Annotated in this window: 16 protein-coding genes; 10 read left to right on the plus strand and 6 right to left on the minus strand. The window is 59.8% G+C overall.

Annotated features, from left to right (window positions below):
- The first annotated feature begins 1 nt into the window (after position 1).
- Positions 2–211 carry a hypothetical protein gene (locus HMPREF2975_RS01430; RefSeq protein ID WP_058237235.1) on the plus strand — a complete coding sequence of 70 codons (210 nt, stop codon included), beginning with the start codon at positions 2–4 and terminating at the stop codon, positions 209–211.
- A 39-nt stretch (positions 212–250) separates the two neighbouring features.
- On the opposite strand, the gene mscL is transcribed toward HMPREF2975_RS01430, so the two are convergent.
- Both mscL and HMPREF2975_RS01440 read right to left on the minus strand, forming a co-directional pair.
- A complete protein-coding gene (gene mscL / locus HMPREF2975_RS01435; RefSeq protein WP_058237234.1) occupies positions 251–664 on the minus strand; it encodes a large conductance mechanosensitive channel protein MscL in 414 nt (137 codons plus the stop codon).
- Between the two features lie 34 nt (positions 665–698).
- A complete protein-coding gene (locus HMPREF2975_RS01440) occupies positions 699–1331 on the minus strand; it encodes a hypothetical protein (RefSeq protein WP_070725317.1) in 633 nt (210 codons plus the stop codon).
- Between the two features lie 243 nt (positions 1332–1574).
- Between HMPREF2975_RS01440 and HMPREF2975_RS01445 the strand changes: the two genes are divergently transcribed.
- On the plus strand, positions 1575–2705 hold the full coding sequence (locus HMPREF2975_RS01445) for a hypothetical protein (RefSeq protein ID WP_070725319.1): 1131 nt from the start codon (positions 1575–1577) through the stop codon (positions 2703–2705).
- A 59-nt stretch (positions 2706–2764) separates the two neighbouring features.
- Here the strand turns inward: HMPREF2975_RS01445 and HMPREF2975_RS01450 are convergent, their stop codons facing one another.
- The 3 genes from HMPREF2975_RS01450 to HMPREF2975_RS01460 are packed head-to-tail and all read right to left on the minus strand — an operon-like array spanning position 2765 to position 6455.
- Complete coding sequence (locus tag HMPREF2975_RS01450) at positions 2765–3928, minus strand: alpha/beta hydrolase (RefSeq protein ID WP_227469095.1); 1164 nt, start codon at positions 3926–3928, stop codon at positions 2765–2767.
- A gap of 4 nt (positions 3929–3932) precedes the next feature.
- The gene (metX, locus tag HMPREF2975_RS01455) at positions 3933–5081 is read right to left on the minus strand and encodes a homoserine O-acetyltransferase MetX (RefSeq protein ID WP_083314333.1); all 1149 of its coding nucleotides are present in this window, start codon (positions 5079–5081) and stop codon (positions 3933–3935) included.
- Positions 5082–5084: 3 nt separating this feature from the next.
- On the minus strand, positions 5085–6455 hold the full coding sequence (locus HMPREF2975_RS01460; protein WP_070725321.1) for an O-acetylhomoserine aminocarboxypropyltransferase/cysteine synthase family protein: 1371 nt from the start codon (positions 6453–6455) through the stop codon (positions 5085–5087).
- 515 nt (positions 6456–6970) lie between these two features.
- Here HMPREF2975_RS01460 and HMPREF2975_RS01465 point away from each other — a divergent pair.
- Positions 6971–8347, plus strand: coding sequence for a C40 family peptidase (locus HMPREF2975_RS01465; protein ID WP_227469098.1), 1377 nt, complete (start codon positions 6971–6973; stop codon positions 8345–8347).
- Between the two features lie 21 nt (positions 8348–8368).
- Here the strand turns inward: HMPREF2975_RS01465 and HMPREF2975_RS01470 are convergent, their stop codons facing one another.
- Positions 8369–8875: an inorganic diphosphatase gene (locus HMPREF2975_RS01470; protein WP_058237230.1), complete on the minus strand. Its 507-nt coding sequence runs from the start codon at positions 8873–8875 to the stop codon at positions 8369–8371.
- Positions 8876–9048: 173 nt separating this feature from the next.
- On the opposite strand from HMPREF2975_RS01470, the gene dacB reads away from it, so the two are divergent.
- The 7 genes from dacB (at position 9049) to folP (ending at position 16947) form a co-directional block, all read left to right on the plus strand.
- A complete protein-coding gene (gene dacB / locus HMPREF2975_RS01475; protein ID WP_227469101.1) occupies positions 9049–10482 on the plus strand; it encodes a D-alanyl-D-alanine carboxypeptidase/D-alanyl-D-alanine endopeptidase in 1434 nt (477 codons plus the stop codon).
- Between the two features lie 93 nt (positions 10483–10575).
- Positions 10576–11463 carry a zinc-dependent metalloprotease gene (locus HMPREF2975_RS01480; protein ID WP_083314334.1) on the plus strand — a complete coding sequence of 296 codons (888 nt, stop codon included), beginning with the start codon at positions 10576–10578 and terminating at the stop codon, positions 11461–11463.
- A complete protein-coding gene (tilS, locus tag HMPREF2975_RS01485) occupies positions 11453–12697 on the plus strand; it encodes a tRNA lysidine(34) synthetase TilS (RefSeq protein WP_070725324.1) in 1245 nt (414 codons plus the stop codon). Before HMPREF2975_RS01480 ends, tilS begins: the two co-directional genes overlap by 11 nt.
- A 136-nt stretch (positions 12698–12833) precedes the next feature.
- Positions 12834–13400 (plus strand): hypoxanthine phosphoribosyltransferase, encoded by a 567-nt coding sequence (hpt, locus tag HMPREF2975_RS01490; RefSeq protein ID WP_070725326.1) that lies wholly within the window; start codon positions 12834–12836, stop codon positions 13398–13400.
- Positions 13401–13454: 54 nt separating this feature from the next.
- On the plus strand, positions 13455–15560 hold the full coding sequence (gene ftsH / locus HMPREF2975_RS01495; RefSeq protein ID WP_070725328.1) for an ATP-dependent zinc metalloprotease FtsH: 2106 nt from the start codon (positions 13455–13457) through the stop codon (positions 15558–15560).
- Positions 15557–16126, plus strand: a complete 570-nt coding sequence (gene folE, locus HMPREF2975_RS01500) for a GTP cyclohydrolase I FolE (protein ID WP_058237224.1) — start codon at positions 15557–15559, stop codon at positions 16124–16126. The genes ftsH and folE overlap by 4 nt, the downstream gene beginning before the upstream one ends.
- On the plus strand, positions 16123–16947 hold the full coding sequence (folP, locus tag HMPREF2975_RS01505; RefSeq protein WP_227469103.1) for a dihydropteroate synthase: 825 nt from the start codon (positions 16123–16125) through the stop codon (positions 16945–16947). Before folE ends, folP begins: the two co-directional genes overlap by 4 nt.
- Positions 16948–16949 lie beyond the last annotated feature (2 nt).

Here is a 16949-nt window from a genome sequence, read left to right on the forward strand (position 1 = left end):
GATGGCAGAGCACTCCAGACGTCGGCGCGTCATACGCATCAGCCCGACTGATCAGCGGCTGATCGATGACGGCGTGGCACCCTCGTGGGACGAGAAAGTAACCTCACGTGACCGTGAACGCGAAGGAGCCCAGCGTCATAATGATCATGAAAATGACGCCAGGCTCCTTGACAATGTCCCGCCGCATTGGCAGGTGCGATCCGATTCCTAGGTGATGGCCATCAGGCCGCCACCAGGGTCAGAAGCGAGGTTAGCGTACGGATGGCGTTGAGCCATTTGTGGAGAGCAGGTCGCGAATTTCGACAAGCAGTTTTGCTTCATCGGTCAAAGCGGGCTCTTCGGCTTCATTCTGTTCGGTCTTCTTCTGACGACGCTCTGCCAGCTTATTCATGGGCATCACGATGCAGAAGTAGATGGCGAATGCGATGAGCAGGAAGTTGACAAGGGCAGTCAGAACGAGTCCTGGCTTGATCTCGGACGTGCCGATGGTGAACTTGAGGACGTCGTCAAAGTTCGGCTGGCCAAAGATGGCGCCAATCAGCGGATTGATCACGCCATCAACGAGGGCGGTCACAATCTGTGAAAACGCGGCGCCGATAATGACACCAACTGCCAGGTCGACGACGTTGCCTCTGGAAATGAATTCCTTGAATCCCTGGATCATGATCGTCTCCTTGAAAAATAGACAAAGGGGATTCTTACCCCGAAGGAGATCGTAATACGAGCGTGATGATGTCTGAGGTAACGTGCCCGACGATCCGCTCAGTTTCGTCTGCTTTCATGATGATCGATACCGATTGGGTGGGCGAATCGGCCAGTGGCCCCGAATCATGGTCGGAAATCGAGGCGATACGGATACCATCAGCAAGCAGGGTCGCCGGGCATTTTCGCTGTTCATCGGCGCAGAATGAGTCAGATGCCCACAGCTGCACCGTGTCTCCAGCCGACACTCGAGTCAGCTGATCGACAGGCAGCTCGATCGTGACTTGAGCCTCGTCATCTGCCAGAGCGCGAGAATCCGCAGATCCTGCCACATTCGATTCAGTCAGCACCGTCCCCGCCTCGATGTCGGCACCCACCCATCGAGGCGGGATATCCGCGTCAGCGCTCAGCGCATCTGCTGGCACCGCAGCCGGTGGCACTGCGACTGTGTGAACTGCGGAACTGCTCGTCATTCCAGATGTCAGACGGGCTGACGTGACGAGGACGTCAACCCCTGGGGGAGGCGGACGCAGATACATCAGTGTTCCGCACAAGGCCAGACACATACTCACAGCTACTGTGATACGGACGGCCCAGTTCCATCGTCGGATTCGTGTCAGATCATCCATACGGTCACCTCATCATGGGTGTGCACTCGCCCAAAGCGCAGTGGCTCCACTTGTGGATCGCGCGAGATTCACGTCGACAGTGTGGATAACACAGTTTCGACCCACTCCTGTGGATGCCGCCGCATTGTCAGGGCCACTGCGGCCGTTCTGTTGATCGAGGCAGATCACTGTACGATTGCCGTAGACTGACATAAGAAACACTGCGGCGAGCGGAACGCAGCAGAGGACCGGGGGTGGCATTGAATGGCACTGTTTGAGGTCGAAAACGGGCGCCTGGTGGCAGCACAGTTCGGCCATCCTGTTCAGGGGCCGATAGGCGAGGATGTGCTGGACTCGGTGCGCAACCAGGTATTGGAGATTGTCTCGCGCCCACTGTTTCCGATTACATGGCGAGACACCTCCCACCATCCTGACGCGGCCGGCACCCCTCGCCTGACTGCGCTGGACGCAACCGGCCAAGTGGTGTGCGTGGAAGTTACCTCACATCTGGATTCAGATCTGCTGATCGCCTCCCTTTCGCGACTGTCAGACTCGGCAGCATTGTCGTGGACTGACCTGGCACGCGAATATGCAGGCGGGGTGGAAGCATTCCGGACCGGATGGCTACGGTTCCGCGATTCCATGCCACCCACCATTTCAGCTGGCCCACGCCTCATCCTGGTGGTCGGATCCATCGACGACCAGGTGCGGCCCGCCCTGGATGTGCTCGCCTCCTCAGGTGTGGAAGTGCACGAACTGTCGATGCGTGCCCTGTCATCTGGCCGCATTTTCCTGGACGTTCAGACAGTGGGGCCACGCTTGTACGGGCATGTCCCGCATGTCCTCGTGTCGGATGCTCAGTCGCAGGCCACGATCGGCCCGGCCCCCTCGGCAGACAATGGGCTGTACGCGCGCGGCGAGACTTCGTGGGACCCATCAGAAGGGGACGAGGATTACCTGCGTGCTGATTTTGATGACGCCACTGCTCAGGAGGATCCCGAAACCGGCGCGATCAGCATTATCGCCCCGCATCTGCCGTCTCGATCCGAGCGACGTCATGCCAGGCACGCGCAGCAACGCCGCGACGACACTTCAGAAGCGGTATCCGTGAGCGCAGACGATGAAGCGCTCGAACTCGTTGCGCACATGGTGGGCGAACAGATCGCACTGGTACTGGATACTGAGCTGGCTACAGATACGCAGGTCAGCGAGGAGCGTGCCCACCTGACCGAACAGGGCGTGATCGTCATGGCTGAAGCGGAGTTCTCCGACCCGACAGATGCGTTGGCAAGTTTGGGTCTGAGCGGAATTGACGGGTGGCACGCCTGGCATATCGACAATGCTGAAGGTCCGACGCTGGCAGAAGCGCTCGCAGAAATTCGCGCCGTTCGCTGAATGCCGCTCGAACGAGGGAACGCCTGACGTGTGCCCGACAGTGCTGCCGCGGTTCACTGCTACAGTGCGTGAGCCATGAACTCCAGCCAGGAATCCATCGTGTACCAGACGCGTTGACGAACATCAGGATCCGACAACACCAGGTCATGGCGCCCGTCAAAGCGCGCGATTGTCACCAAAGAACCCAGGTGGGCTGACCGCGTAGCCAACACATCGGCATCGAGCACCGTGTCAGAACGGAAAACTTCCGGGCTCCACTTCTCGTCAAAATAACTGTGCGTGGACATCATCGACAGAATCGGGCAGTCAATCGAGACAGAATGCTCGATCTTCTCGTGCCCCACCAGGATGGCATCGAGCCACTGAGCGTACACCGGGTAGCCTTCTGGGCGCTTCCATTCATGCAGGTAGTCCCACCCTGTGAAAGCAGGGTCGTCGTCAGGAAAATCACGCAGCTCTTCTGGCAGGTCGAAACCCGAAGTCGACCAGCCCTCCATGAGGGAACGGCCATAATGATCCGGCCCTGTTGATGCAGGAATTTCCCACAGGGGAGTGCGGGCAGCGATGCGGCCAAGGACGGGTTGGACAGCCGAACGCACCGCTGCAAGCGTCTGCATCTCCAGCCACGGCGAATTCAGAACCAGTCCATCGAGCGCACCGGGGTGACGCCACGCCCATAAGGTTGCGATCAGGCCGCCCGTCGAATGTCCCATCACGATCAGCGGGCCGTCAGAGCATTCGCCGCGGATAATGTCGAGCGCCTCACCCATGTCCTCGTCATAGTCGTCAATATCGCTGATGAAGCCAATTGTTTGCCACGGGCGCAGTGATCTGCCGTACTTGCGTAGGTCCAGTGCGTAGAAGCGCCCGCCCAGCGCCGAAATATGGCGTGCGAGGTGCCGCTGGAAGAAATAGTCATTTCGGCCATGCAGGTACAGGACAGTCACGGGGTTCTCGAGGCGGATAATCGGCCGGTCGACTAAACGCAGGTCATCTGCGTTCGGGTCGTTTTCTGGATCGTGACGCACCAACGTTGCCACAACCGGGCCTTCATCGTCGGGCAGAAGATCGATGGTTCGTGACACAAATCCTTCGCCCAGCACGTCAGTGCGCCACTGGCCCGATGGCGGTGGCCCGTCTGTGCCCCACGGTGCCAGGGGATCCCGAACTACGGGTTCGTCCTGTTCAGTCAGTTCATCGCGATCGTTCAAATGCTCACTCACACTCCTACTGTATCGACTGGACCCATCGGTTTGATGCAGAGCCAGGCTCGTATTCCTCATGCCCGCCGCGATACCGATCAATGAACTCTCGGATCAGTCGTGCCACCTGATCACGTTCAATCAGGAAACCGTCATGACCGTGGTCGGAGTGCACCTCTCGATAGAACGCGCCGCGCACGTTGTCCGCAATGTTCCACAACTCATTGGGATGGAACAGACGATCCGAATCAACGGCAATCACCAGCGTGCGGGCCGTCACTGAACGCAGCGCGTGCGCAATGCCGCCACGATCCCGCCCCACGTCATGCGTCAACATGGCGTGGCATAGCGCGACGTAGGAGCCTGCATCGAAACGGTTGGCCAGCTTGACACCGTGATGATCCAGGTATGACTGGATAGCCAGCCGGCCCCCCTCGAGCACATCTTCTTCATGCTGCGGGAACCTGCCGAAGCGTTCCTGCAGCTCCGGCGCACTGCGATACGTTGTGTGCGCAATCTGCCGGGCCAGCCCCAGTCCCTGCGCGGGAGGCGGCCCACCGTAATAGTCGCCTCCCTTCCACAGGGGATCGAGGCGGATTGCGCCCAGCTGACTGTGAATCCATGCCGCCTGATCAGCAGTTGTCTGCGCACCCGAGGCAACGACGATAAGGCGTTCGACGCGTTGCGGGTAGGTGATGGCCCACTCCAGCGCTCGGTGACCTCCCATCGACGCGCCGATCACGAGTGACCAGCGATCAATTCCCAGTGCGTCAGCCAGCCGCGCTTCGGCATGGACCTGGTCGCGAGTGGAGATGAGAGGAAAACGCGACCCCCACGGTGTGCCGTCGGGAGCAGGGGAGGAGGGGCCGGTGGACCCCTGGCAGCCTCCGAGGATATTTGCAGCGACCACGAAGTGCTCGCGCGTGTCAATAGGAGATCCTTCCCCGACGATGCCCTCCCACCATCCTGGTGTCGGATCGTGGGATGAGGATGTCACGTGAGAATCACCGGTCAGTGCATGCAGGACCAGCACGGCGTTGGAGCGCTCATCATTCAGGGTGCCCCACGTTTCGTATGCCAGATGTGCCTGTGGCAGTGCGTCTCCGTTTTCAAGACGCAGCGGCCCAATATCGCACAGGTGCCGCCCGCCAGGGCATGTCGGTTTGGATCTCATGTGTCACTCCTGTGTCTTTCGTGCACTCGACTCCTCGCCGCTCACCGCGTCAGCAGCTGCGAAACCTCGCTCCAGATCAGCGATGATGTCGTCGACGTTTTCAATGCCGACGGACAGGCGAATCGTGCCGCCCTCGATTCCTGACTTGCGCAGCTCCTCTTCCGTGAGTTGCGAGTGCGTGGTCGAGGCTGGGTGAATCACCAGAGTCTTTGCGTCGCCGATGTTGGCGACGGTGGGAATCAATTCGAGTGACTCAGCGAAGGTGCGCCCCGCATCGGCGCCACCTTTGATGACGAAGGAGAGCAAGCCACCGGCACCCCTCGGCGCATACTTGAGCTGCAACTGGTGGTAGGGCGAAGCGTCGAGGCCTGCGTAGTTGACCGATTCCACGTCTGCGTGTGCCTCCAGGTATCGGGCAATCGTCAGCGCGTTGTCGACGTGGCGTTCAACTCGCAGTGACAGTGTCTGGATGCCCTGCTCAATCAGGAACGTGTTGAGCGGGGAGAGCGTGAAACCGAAGTCACGCAGTCCGACGGTGCGGGCTCGAAGAATGAAGGACAGGTTCACGCCGAACTGCCCGTCTTTTCCGAGATCGCGCGCAAAGACTATGCCGTTGTAGCTGGCGTCGGGTTCATTGAAGTCGGGGTAGCGGGCAGGGTCTGATCCGAAGTCGAAGGTGCCGCCATCGACGATGACGCCTGCCACTGAGGTGCCGTGCCCACTGAAGTACTTCGTGGCCGAATGGATCACGATGTCGGCGCCCCATTCCAGTGGTCGCACGAGGTAAGGCGTGGCCACCGTGTTGTCCACAATCAGCGGAACTCCGACTCGGTGCGCTGCCTGCGCGACTGGCTCGATATCGAGGATGTCGCCCTTGGGGTTCGGGATCGTCTCGCCGTAAAATGCGACCGTCCTGTCATCGGCAAGTGCTTCCCACTGAGCCGGATCTGCGGGATCATCCACCCAGCGTGTTTCAATTCCCAAACGTCCCAGTGAGTTCTTCAGCAGGATGATCGATCCGCCGTACAGCGAGGGTGACGCCACGACGTTATTGCCTGCCTGAGCGATGTTGAGAATAGCCAGAGCTGCAGCTGATTGGCCCGAGGACACCAACAGTGCTCCCACGCCGCCTTCGAGCGAGGCGATACGGGCTTCGACGGCGTCGTTGGTGGGGTTCGTCAGACGGGAATAAATGGGGCCGAGTTCGCGCAGCGCAAAGCGGTTCGCTGCCTGTTCGGGTGTCTCGAAGGCGAAAGATGAGCTGTGAACAATGGGGAGGCTGGTTGCGCCCGTTTGAGGATCGCGATCCCATCCGGCGTGAATCTGGCGGGTTTCAAAAGCCCAGGTGCGTTCGATTTCGGTGCGGTCAGACATGAGTGTGCTCCTTTAATAGTGTCAAGAATCTTTGGGGGCGCGATGAGCTGGACTCACACTTGTGGTGTGGTGAATTGGTGAGCCAGTTGTCGACAAGTCAGTCTTTGACGCAATCAACAGATGTCTGAAACTTGAAAACGAATGGCAGCGTCCAACGTCCCGCGCTAGATGAGGGCGGTGCTGCACAGCTGGTCGTGTGACGAGCGTGCAGTCAGTTGGACATTCGCATTCGTTGGAACATGTCCATCACAGTAAGAGATTCATCGTGATCATGCAAGATGAGGTCAGAGGCGTGTCCACGATGTGGATGGTGGGGTGTGCGAAAGATGAACGAGGGGGATGTGTCTGGTGTGACGAATGTGAAAACTGTGACTGATGTGAATAACGTGAAAAATGGTGAAATTGTTGCCAAAGTGTTCGACGATGGGCTAGTGTAAGTGCTATATGTCGTGCGCGATGTCCACATGGCGTGGGGGAGCGTGCGGGAAAAGTCAGAGTGTCATTAGGTGGATCAGGTGAAAAGACAGGTTTACGGTAAGGTGTTGAGCCACTTTGGCCAGAAGGCTCCGCGTCGCGCATCTGGCCGATACGCACTGACCGCTCTATTCATGTCAGGTTTGCTTGCTGTCAGTGCCGGCGTTGCGATGCCGGCGTCATATGCAGATGACACGCCCTCTCAAGATGACATCAACCAGGCGCGTGCCGAAGCCGATGCCGCCAAGATGTCAGTGGGGCAGATCGAAGTCGAATTGGCCGCGGTCTCTCAGCGCGCTTCAGATGCCATGCGCAATGCGCAGATTGCCGGCGAAGAGCTCAACAAAGCACGCTTGGATCTTGATGCTGCAACTGCTGCGGCAAATAAAGCTCGCGATGATGCGGATAAGGCTCAGGCTGAGTTTGACAAAGGTCGTCAGGAGCTGGCTGCTATAGCGCAGACTGCCTACCGCTCTGAAGGTTCGTCTCTTGATGCCGCTGCAGCATATTTGCAGGCCGACGGATTGCGCTCCGTTGAGTTCAAACAGACGACACTCGATTCATTCGCCAATAATGCCGATACGAAGATGCAACGGGTGGCCGCCCTCGAAAAAGTAGCATCGGTGATGAAGGAATCGGCTGAATCTGCCGAACAGCGTCAGCAAAAGGCGACAAACGAGGTGCAGGAACGCACCGATGCTGCGCAAAATGCTGCCAACTCGGCGTTGGCTTCTCAGCAGGCCACTGAAGCGCGCCGCAGTGAACTTGTGGCTGAGCTGGCACGCAAGGAAAACACCACTGTTGAGCTGATTAATCAGCGTGAAGCCGAACTGGAACGTCGTCGCGTGGAAGCAGCGCGCAAGGCGGCCGAAGAAGAATCAGCTCGCCTGGCGGCTTTGGCTGCGCGCCAGGAAGAAGAAGCGGCTACTCAGGGTCGACAGGAAGAGACGTATACTCCGCCTTCGCGTGAGACGCGCCCAACGCCAACTCCTACGCCGACCCCAGCGCCGACTCCTGATCCGGCACCCGCACCGTCCTACGGCGGCAGCGGCGGAGCGCAGACAGCGGTCAACGCTGCGTATAGCTTCCTGGGCGTCCCCTACGTATGGGCTGGCGAATCATACGCCGGTGTGGACTGCTCCGGCCTGGTCATGCTGGCGTGGAGGCAGGCGGGCGTGTACCTGCCACACTACTCTGCCTCACAGTATGGATATGGCACCCGTATTCCGCTGAGCCAGCGTCAACCGGGCGATTTGCTCTTCTGGTCCAGCGACGGTTCCCAAAGCGGTATTTACCACGTGGCGATCGCCCTTGGCGGCGACCAGATGATCGAAGCGCCGTATCCTGGCACCACGGTGCGCGTCACCAGCATCTATGGCTGGAGCGGTTCCCTGATGCCGTACGTCGTTCGCCTCTGAAACTGCTTGGTGAGCTAGTCGCTACTCGTGCGCGTGCTCGCCAGCTTCGGCTTGTCTGGCTCGCGCGTAGGAGCGACGGATTTCCTCCTCGGCGTCTTCACGGCCCACCCAGTGTGCGCCCTCGACCGACTTGCCGGGTTCGAGGTCCTTGTACACCTCGAAGAAGTGCTGAATTTCAAGACGATGGTATTCCGACACGTCTTCAATTTCTGTGCGCCACGACGCGCGTTGATCGGAAGCTGGAACACACAGAACCTTATCGTCGCCGCCTTTCTCGTCGCGCATGCGGAACATGCCCAAAGCGCGGCAGCGGATCACGCATCCCGGGAATGTGGGCTCTTCGAGCAACACCAATGCGTCCAGAGGGTCGCCGTCCTCGCCGAGCGTGTCATCAATGAAACCGTAATCATCGGGATAGCGGGTCGACGTGAACAGCATGCGATCCAGACGAATACGACCGGTCTCGTGATCAATCTCGTATTTATTACGATTGCCCTTCGGGATCTCAATCGTCACGTCGAATTCCATCAATTTGTGTTCCTCCTGAGTGGCCGTATCTGTCTCATCCGCCATTGTCCACTACTGTGGAGCCGTGGGTCGAGACCGACTCACCCAAGGCGAAGGAGACGCGCGTGCAACGTCGAACTATAGGTGCGATTGTATGCGCTTCACTATGCACTTTAGCGTGTGGGGCGTACGCAGTGGGCGATGTCTACGATGTCGTGCCGGGCCTCCTGACGATCTCCGCGCCAGTTCAGGCCGTCGCGCCACCAGATCTGGCATCCCAGTCGGGGCTGAACATTCCCGATGCCACCGGCCAGTCTGATGGCCAGTCATCGACTCTGAACATCACCGATTCTGCCTCAGCTCCCGCTCCCACCGCCGCGCAGATCCAGACCTTGTGGTCACCAGTTGCTCAGGCCGCGCAGGAGGGCAAATGGAAAGCGTGGGCAGTGGTGATGGATGCGCTGACAGGGGAGGTGCTGCTCGACGCTGACGGCACGGGCGTGCACGTGCCAGCTTCGACAGCAAAAATCCTCACCGCAACGACAATCCTGACGCACATCGATGCGAACACCCGCCTGCGCACCGAAACCTTCCTGACCGACACAACACTGCACTTGTGGGGCGAGGGCGACCTGCTGCTGTCTTCTGACGAGGGCGACCCGACCGTCATCGATGGCCACGCAGGGCTGGCTGACCTGGCTCGCCAGACAGCAGACGGCCTGAAGGAACGCGGCGTCACCTCGGTGACCTTGAACTGGAACAACGACATTTTCGACGGCCCGGCACGCCTGAGTGCGTGGACGACGCAGGAAGTGGCTTCCTACGAAGGTCAGGTCGGCGCATTCGCGATCGACCGCGGCGCCTACGGCTATGCGCGATTTGATCCCACCTTCGATCCTGGACGGGACGTTGCCACCACGTTCGCCGAGCACCTACGCGACGAAGGAATTACCGTCGAACTTGGATCTGACGGTGATTCCACACCGCCACCAACCGTCAGCTCATCCGACACCGCGTCGTCGGGAACCACTACAGCAGATGCACCCGCTCAGGCAAGCAAGTCCGATGAACTGGCAGTCGTGTATTCGGCGACGCTCGGGCAGCAGATTCGCACGATGCTGCACGACTCTGACAACACGCTGGCCGACCAACTGTGTAGAATCGCAGCGCGCCGGGCTGGATATGACGCGAGCTATACAGGGTCAACGCAGATGGTGTCCGATACGATCGCCACGATGGGAATTGACACAACCGGCCTGTCCCTTGAGGACTGCTCCGGCCTGTCGAGCAACGACCGCTTGACGGGGCACATTTTGGTCGACACGCTCCACGCGAGTATGACCTCCGAAAACTCTCAGGTGCGTGACGTCATTCGATTCCTACCGTGGGGAGGACTGGAAGGAACTGTTCGGGCACGCTTCCCCGACACCCCGGCAGGCGGGAACCTGCAGGCCAAAACGGGATCCCTGTCTACTGTGTCCACGCTGGCAGGAGCGGTCAGCACTGCTGATGGTCGTCAGCTTCTGTTCGCCATCGGGCACGACAATGTTCCAAACGATGGTGCGTACTCCACTCGACCGATTCTGGACGACTTCGTAGCCGGCCTGGCCGCTCTTCGAGCTCAGTGATTCTGACGCCTCGCCTCGTCGGAAAATTGCATGCAGCCGGCACACATGCCGCACCTTTTAGCCAGCGCGCCGCCAGGTCGGTAGGATGACACCATGAATCGGACAGCACAATGGCACCGCTTGGGGCGCCTCATGTCCAGCGCGACCCTGGCCGGCCCGACCGTCAGCCATTCAGCTGCAGCGGCAACAGTAGGCAGACTACGCAGAGCAATTTCACGCACCAACCCCCTGCTTGCTGGCTTATCCAGCCTTCCCGAAGCTGCCGAGCACGTGGCCTCAGCGCCCGTGCTGATCGTGGATCGCCGCGCCGCCGTCCAAATCATTTCCCAGATCACTGACCAGTTCATTACCGCCGGACTGGACCTGACTGACCAGGCCCCCTCATCGCGATCCTTCCTTGCATCGCCTCTGACTACCCTGAGCGAAATCGGAGTGCTCCGCACCGTTGCGCCGCACGTGAAAGGAATTTGGGACCCATTCGGACAGCGACGCATCTTCATCGCACCCTCCGTTCTTGAAGCCGCCCAGCGCGGCACACTCGACCACAAGGATTTCAGCTCATGGGTAGCGATCCGTGCCGGACTGTGGGGCATCCTCTTCTCAGCCGCACCCTGGCTGCGTGACGAGCTGTCAATCACTGCCGCGAAGTTCCCCTCGTCCACAGCGCAGCTGGCCCGATTGGTCATGATGATGGACGGGATCGTGCGCGCGCAGATGGAACAGATTTCTCCGCGCCAGATCTCCTCGGCACGCTGGATCCGCAACAATGCGCCTGAGTCTGCCGGCATGACTGGGTTGATGGAGCTGCGGCGCCTGGGCGCATCCGTGCGTTCCATTGAGGCAGAACGCCAGGGAGCGTTCTCCTTTGCCCGCCACGTCGTCCTCGATGGTCAGGTCGCCACACTGTTGTCTGACCGTACCCATATGCCCACGCGCGAAGAGCTTGTCTCCTACGAATCGTGGCGCGACCGTGTCGTGTGAGTCCCGCGCCTCACAACTGGTTGGCTCGACCCCGACAGGTGCCGTCCGGCGATTGTCGCTGGCAACACGCCGCTGCCTGCAGCAGATCATAAACGAGGGCGTCCCGACCGCCGTTGTGGTTGGAGTATCCGGCGGACCAGACTCCCTGGCCTTGTTGGTAGTCGCCACCGACCTGTGCAGACGGTGGAATATCCCGGTAGCCGGTGTTTACGTTGATCACCACATTCGGCCTGAATCCTCCAACGAGGCCCGCCATGTGTATGACGTGGTGCAGTCTGTGGGCGCACATCCGGCAATTGTGGATGCTGACATGGAGGCGTATCGCGAAGGCGGACCAGAGGCTCGTGCACGTTCGGCGCGGCGGGACGCCCTTGTCCGCTATGCGACGCAATGGGCACGAGAAAGCGGCACGACAGCAGCGACGATTCTTCTCGGTCACACAATGGATGACCAGGCCGAGACAGTAATGCTGCGCCTGGCCCGCGGATCGGGTGCGCATTCTTTATCTGCTATGCGCAGGCGTGACCTGATGGAATGTGGTGGGGTAGCGATCACGTGGCTGCGGCCCCTGCTTGATCAGCGTCGCGTTGATACTCACCAGGTGTGTCGGGATCTGAAGCTCGCGTGGGTCGATGATCCGACCAATGCGGTCGATGGGCCGTGGCGTGCATCTGATGGCAGTGCGCTGCGTCGTGCTGCAGTGCGCCAGTGGGCACTGCCTGCACTGGAACGTGCGCTGGGAGTTGATCCGATTCCGGCGCTTGCGCGAAGCGCCGACATGCTCGGAGAAGATGACGCCTATCTCAGCGCACAGGCCGGCGACCTGTTCGATGCGTGTGTGCGCGAAAGCGAGGGAGCTCGAGACGGACGGTCGTCGGAAGCTGAGGGCGTCCGGGGTGCAGAACGCGGGCAGGTAGATGCCTGTGAGCAGTCAGAGGACAATGACAGTGCTCGCGGCAAAGCTTCGCGTGGCCGCGGGCGACACTGGATCGTTGACTGTACCAAGTTGGCAGACCTGGCAGCTCCTATCCGCAGGCGCGTTTTGCACCGACTCCTGGCTCAGGTGTCGAACTCACCAGGTTCCGTCTCTTCTGTCCACGTCAGGCAGCTTGACGGGATGGCGCTTAGCGGCGCTCACGGGACCCGTATCGACGTGCCGGGTGGGCACGCGAGGGTGGAGCGGTTCGGACCTCGTCGATCGATGCGACGCCTGATCGTGGAACGTGTCGAGTGAAGGCGAATCGCCATCACCGCTGGGGCGGTGCAGCAAGTCAGCCGATAGCGAGACTGCCCACGTTGAGTGTCACCTTGAGCGCGAAATGTGGCACTCTTGGACTATTAGTCGTGTAACCGAGAGGAAGACCAGGCGCGTGGACGCTCAAGACATGGGTGAAGACCTCGAGAAGGTTCTCTTAACCGAGCAGCAGATCAGCGACAGGCTCGAGGAAATGGCGGCGCAGATTGACGCCGACTATGAGGGCGAAGAGATCTTGATGGTTGGTGTGCTGCGCGGCGCCATCATGGTGATGGCGGACCTGTCACGCAAGATTCACTGCCCCCTCGAAATGGACTGGATGGCAGTGTCGTCATACGGTTCCGGTACTCGATCATCGGGTGTGGTGCGGATCCTCAAAGACCTCGACACTGATGTTCACGGCCGTCACGTCCTCATCGTTGAAGACATCATCGACTCTGGACTGACACTGTCGTGGCTCAAGGACAACCTGGAGACGCGAGGCGCGGCCTCGGTGAAAATCGCAACCCTTTTGCGCAAGCCGGACGCGATGAAAGTCGATGTCGATGTGACATATGTGGGATTCGATATTCCCAATGAGTTCGTCGTGGGATACGGACTCGACTTTGCTGAAAGCTACCGCCACCTGCCCTTCGTCGGCACCCTCGCACCTCACGTGTACGGCGGGACCGAACGGCACTGAGGCCGCGCGCGACCATCACGGAACTGACAAGAATATTCGGTAAAGGCAACTGCAGTGGCTGAAAAGAAAAAGAAGAAAATCAACTGGCTGTACGTGATCATTCCCGTGCTCGCGGTCATCATTCTTGCCTCCATGCTCGGAAGACTTTTCGGACCGTCAACTGTTGACACCTCTGAAGGGCTGAAGATCCTTGAAGGCAACACTGTTGAACGCGTCGTGGTCAATGACTCGACCCAGCAGATCAACCTCACGTTGTCCGAGCCGTACACGCACAAGGCAGTGGACGAGATGGACCGCGAGCGCAACCTCGGGACCCAAATCTCCTTTACCTACGTGCGTGCCCAGGCTGATGACATCTTGTCAACGGTGAAGGATCTGGAGCCGACGAAGGGGTGGAACGCGTACTACCCGCAGCCCAGCGCCTGGATGACGATGCTGCAGCTCTTCTTGCCGGTCCTGCTGATTTTCGCTCTGATCTGGTTCTTCGCATCACGCATGATGGGCACACGCATGATGGGCAGTTTCGGCCAGTCCCGCGTGCGCGAAATCAACCAGGAACGCCCTGATATCACATTTGATGATGTGGCCGGTGAAGATGAAGCCGTTGAGGAACTTGAAGAGATCCGTGAGTTCCTGGTCGCACCAGAAAAGTTTCATAAGGTCGGTGCGAAAATTCCGCGTGGCGTCATGCTGTACGGGCCTCCCGGAACAGGTAAGACACTGCTTGCCAAGGCAGTTGCCGGCGAGGCCAACGTGCCGTTCTTCTCCATTGCAGGCTCGGAGTTCATGGAACTGTATGTCGGCATGGGTGCCAAGCGTGTGCGCGACCTGTTTGATAAAGCCAAAGAATCGGCTCCTGCCATCGTTTTCGTCGACGAGATTGATGCAGTTGGGCGTCATCGCGGCTCCGGCATTGGCGGTGGAAACGATGAACGTGAGCAGACACTGAACCAGCTGCTGGTTGAGCTCGACGGCTTCGATGAACGCACCAACGTCATCTTGATTGCCGCGACGAACCGACCTGACGTCCTCGACCCTGCTTTGCTGCGTCCGGGGCGTTTTGATCGCCAGATCGCAGTGGAGGCACCGGATCTGAAGGGCCGCGCTGCAATTCTGGAGGTTCACTCTCACGGCAAGCCGATGACGGACGATGTGGATCTTCAGCAGATCGCCAAACGCACCCCCGGTTTCACCGGCGCTGACCTGGCGAACGTGCTCAACGAGGCCGCATTGCTGACGGCCCGCTCGAATGCGGACCTCATTGACAATCGCGCGATCGACGAGGCCATTGACCGCGTCATCGCCGGCCCGCAAAAGCGCACCCGAGTGATGAATGATCACGATAAGGCAGTCACTGCCTACCATGAGGGTGGCCACGCGCTGTGCGCGGCGGCACTGCGCTATACGGATCCGGTGACAAAGGTGACGATCCTGCCGCGTGGACGCGCACTGGGCTACACGATGGTGATGCCGACTGAGGACCGTTTCAACAAGACACGCAACCAGCTGCTTGACGACCTCGTGTACTCGATGGGTGGCCGCGTTGCTGAAGAGCTGGTATTCCGTGACCCCTCGACAGGTGCCGCCAATGACATTGAGAAGGCAACGCAGTCCGCGCGTGCGATGGTGACGGATTACGGCATGTCGGATCGTGTCGGCCTGGTCAAACTCGGCCAGTCTAACACGGACCCGTTCGTGGGTCGCGAGATGGGACGAGGTGAAGGACGCGACGTGTCCGAAACACTGGCGGGCATCATTGACGAGGAAGTGCGCCGGCTCCTGGATGACGCGACGCGTGAAGCGTGGCAGATCCTGACGAAGAACCGTCACGTCCTTGACGACCTGGCGCAGCGCCTGCTCGACGAGGAAACTCTCAACGAAAAGGAGCTGGCTCAGATCTTCGAACCTGTTATCAAGCAGCCGGAGCGAGAAGTCTGGAACTACCAGGCGGACGCTGCGATCGAAGGTGCCCGTTTTGGTGATCCGATCGGCGTGAACACCGAGGAGCCGCCCACCCAGCAGGCTCCCACCCTCGCCCCTGATACTCACGGCGAGCCTGCCTCGTCAACCCCGACGCCGGGGTCGACCACTGCGGGTGAACCCGTGGCACCACCCTCGACGGGCCCAGCAGCCGGCCCAGAGGCGGGGACGCAGCACTGATGTATGACCAAGCTGGTGTCGAACAGGCAATTCGTGACCTTCTGGTGGCAATTGGGGAGGACCCAGAGCGTGACGGGTTGAAAGACACACCTGCACGCATGGGCCGCTCCTTTAGGGAACTGGTCGGCGGCCTGGCTGAAGATCCGCGTGAGCACTTGCGCACGACCTTCACAACCGGGACGAATGAAATGGTGCTCGTCCGTGACATTGAGTTCTTCTCACTGTGCGAGCACCACCTGCTGCCCTTCCACGGCAAGGCCCACGTTGGCTACATCCCCTCTGACGGCACAGTCACCGGATTGTCGAAGCTGGCACGCCTTGTTGAGGGGTACGCACGCCGGCCCCAGGTGCAGGAACGCCTGACAAGTCAAATTGCCGACGCAATGGTGGAGATCCTGCACCCGCAGGGCGTTACCGTCATCCTCGAGGCCGAACACATGTGTATGACAATGCGCGGAGTTTCCAAGCCGGGCTGCTCCACCGTGACATCAGCGATGCGCGGCGTCATGAACAATGCCGCCACCCGCTCAGAAATGATGGCGCTGGTCATGAGGGGGCGGCCATGACTGAAACCGGGCGCACTCCTATACTTTCAGATGGGATGACACTTCCGAGCGACCGCACCCTCGTCATGGGGATCCTCAACGTCACGCCCGACTCTTTTTCAGATGGCGGCCAGTGGAACGACACCGACCGTGCTCTCGATCATGCACACGCCATGCTCAACGCCGGTGCAGACCTCATCGACGTGGGGGGAGAATCAACACGGCCGCACTCTCAGCGCATCTCAGCTGACGAAGAATGGGACCGCATCGGCTCGGTCATTACTGCTTTGGCCGCCGAGGGGGTCGTTGTCTCCGTGGATACACTCCACGCCGCAACTGCCAGGCGTGCCGGCGAGGCGGGGGCAGCCATTATCAACGACGTGTCGGGAGGCTGTTTCGACCCGGATATGAATGACGTTGTGGCCAGCACCGGCTGCGCGTATATCGTCCAGCACTGGAGAGGCCTGCCGGGTACCACTGGTGAATCATTCGACTACACCAATGTGGTCGAGGACGTTATCGCTGAAACGTGCGCACAGATCGACAAGGCTGTGGCTGCAGGGGTGGCACCCGAGCGAATCATCTTCGATCCAGGTTTAGGATTCTCATTGACGAACGAGCAATCATGGCTCATCGTCGACCATATGGAGCGCTTGAACGAATCCGGCTATCCTGTGCTCATCGGAGCGTCGCGCAAGCGTTTCCTCGCCCACTCACATCCAGACGGGCCGGACGCAGCTACCCTTGAGGTGACGCGTCAGGCGATTGAGGCGAATATGTGGGCGGTGCGCGTGCATCACGTGGACGATCATGCCACGATGGTTCGAAGCACTTGCCGCTAGGA

It is taken from the genome of Actinomyces sp. HMSC065F12, assembly GCF_001814535.1.
GTDB lineage: Bacteria > Actinomycetota > Actinomycetes > Actinomycetales > Actinomycetaceae > Pauljensenia > Pauljensenia radingae_A.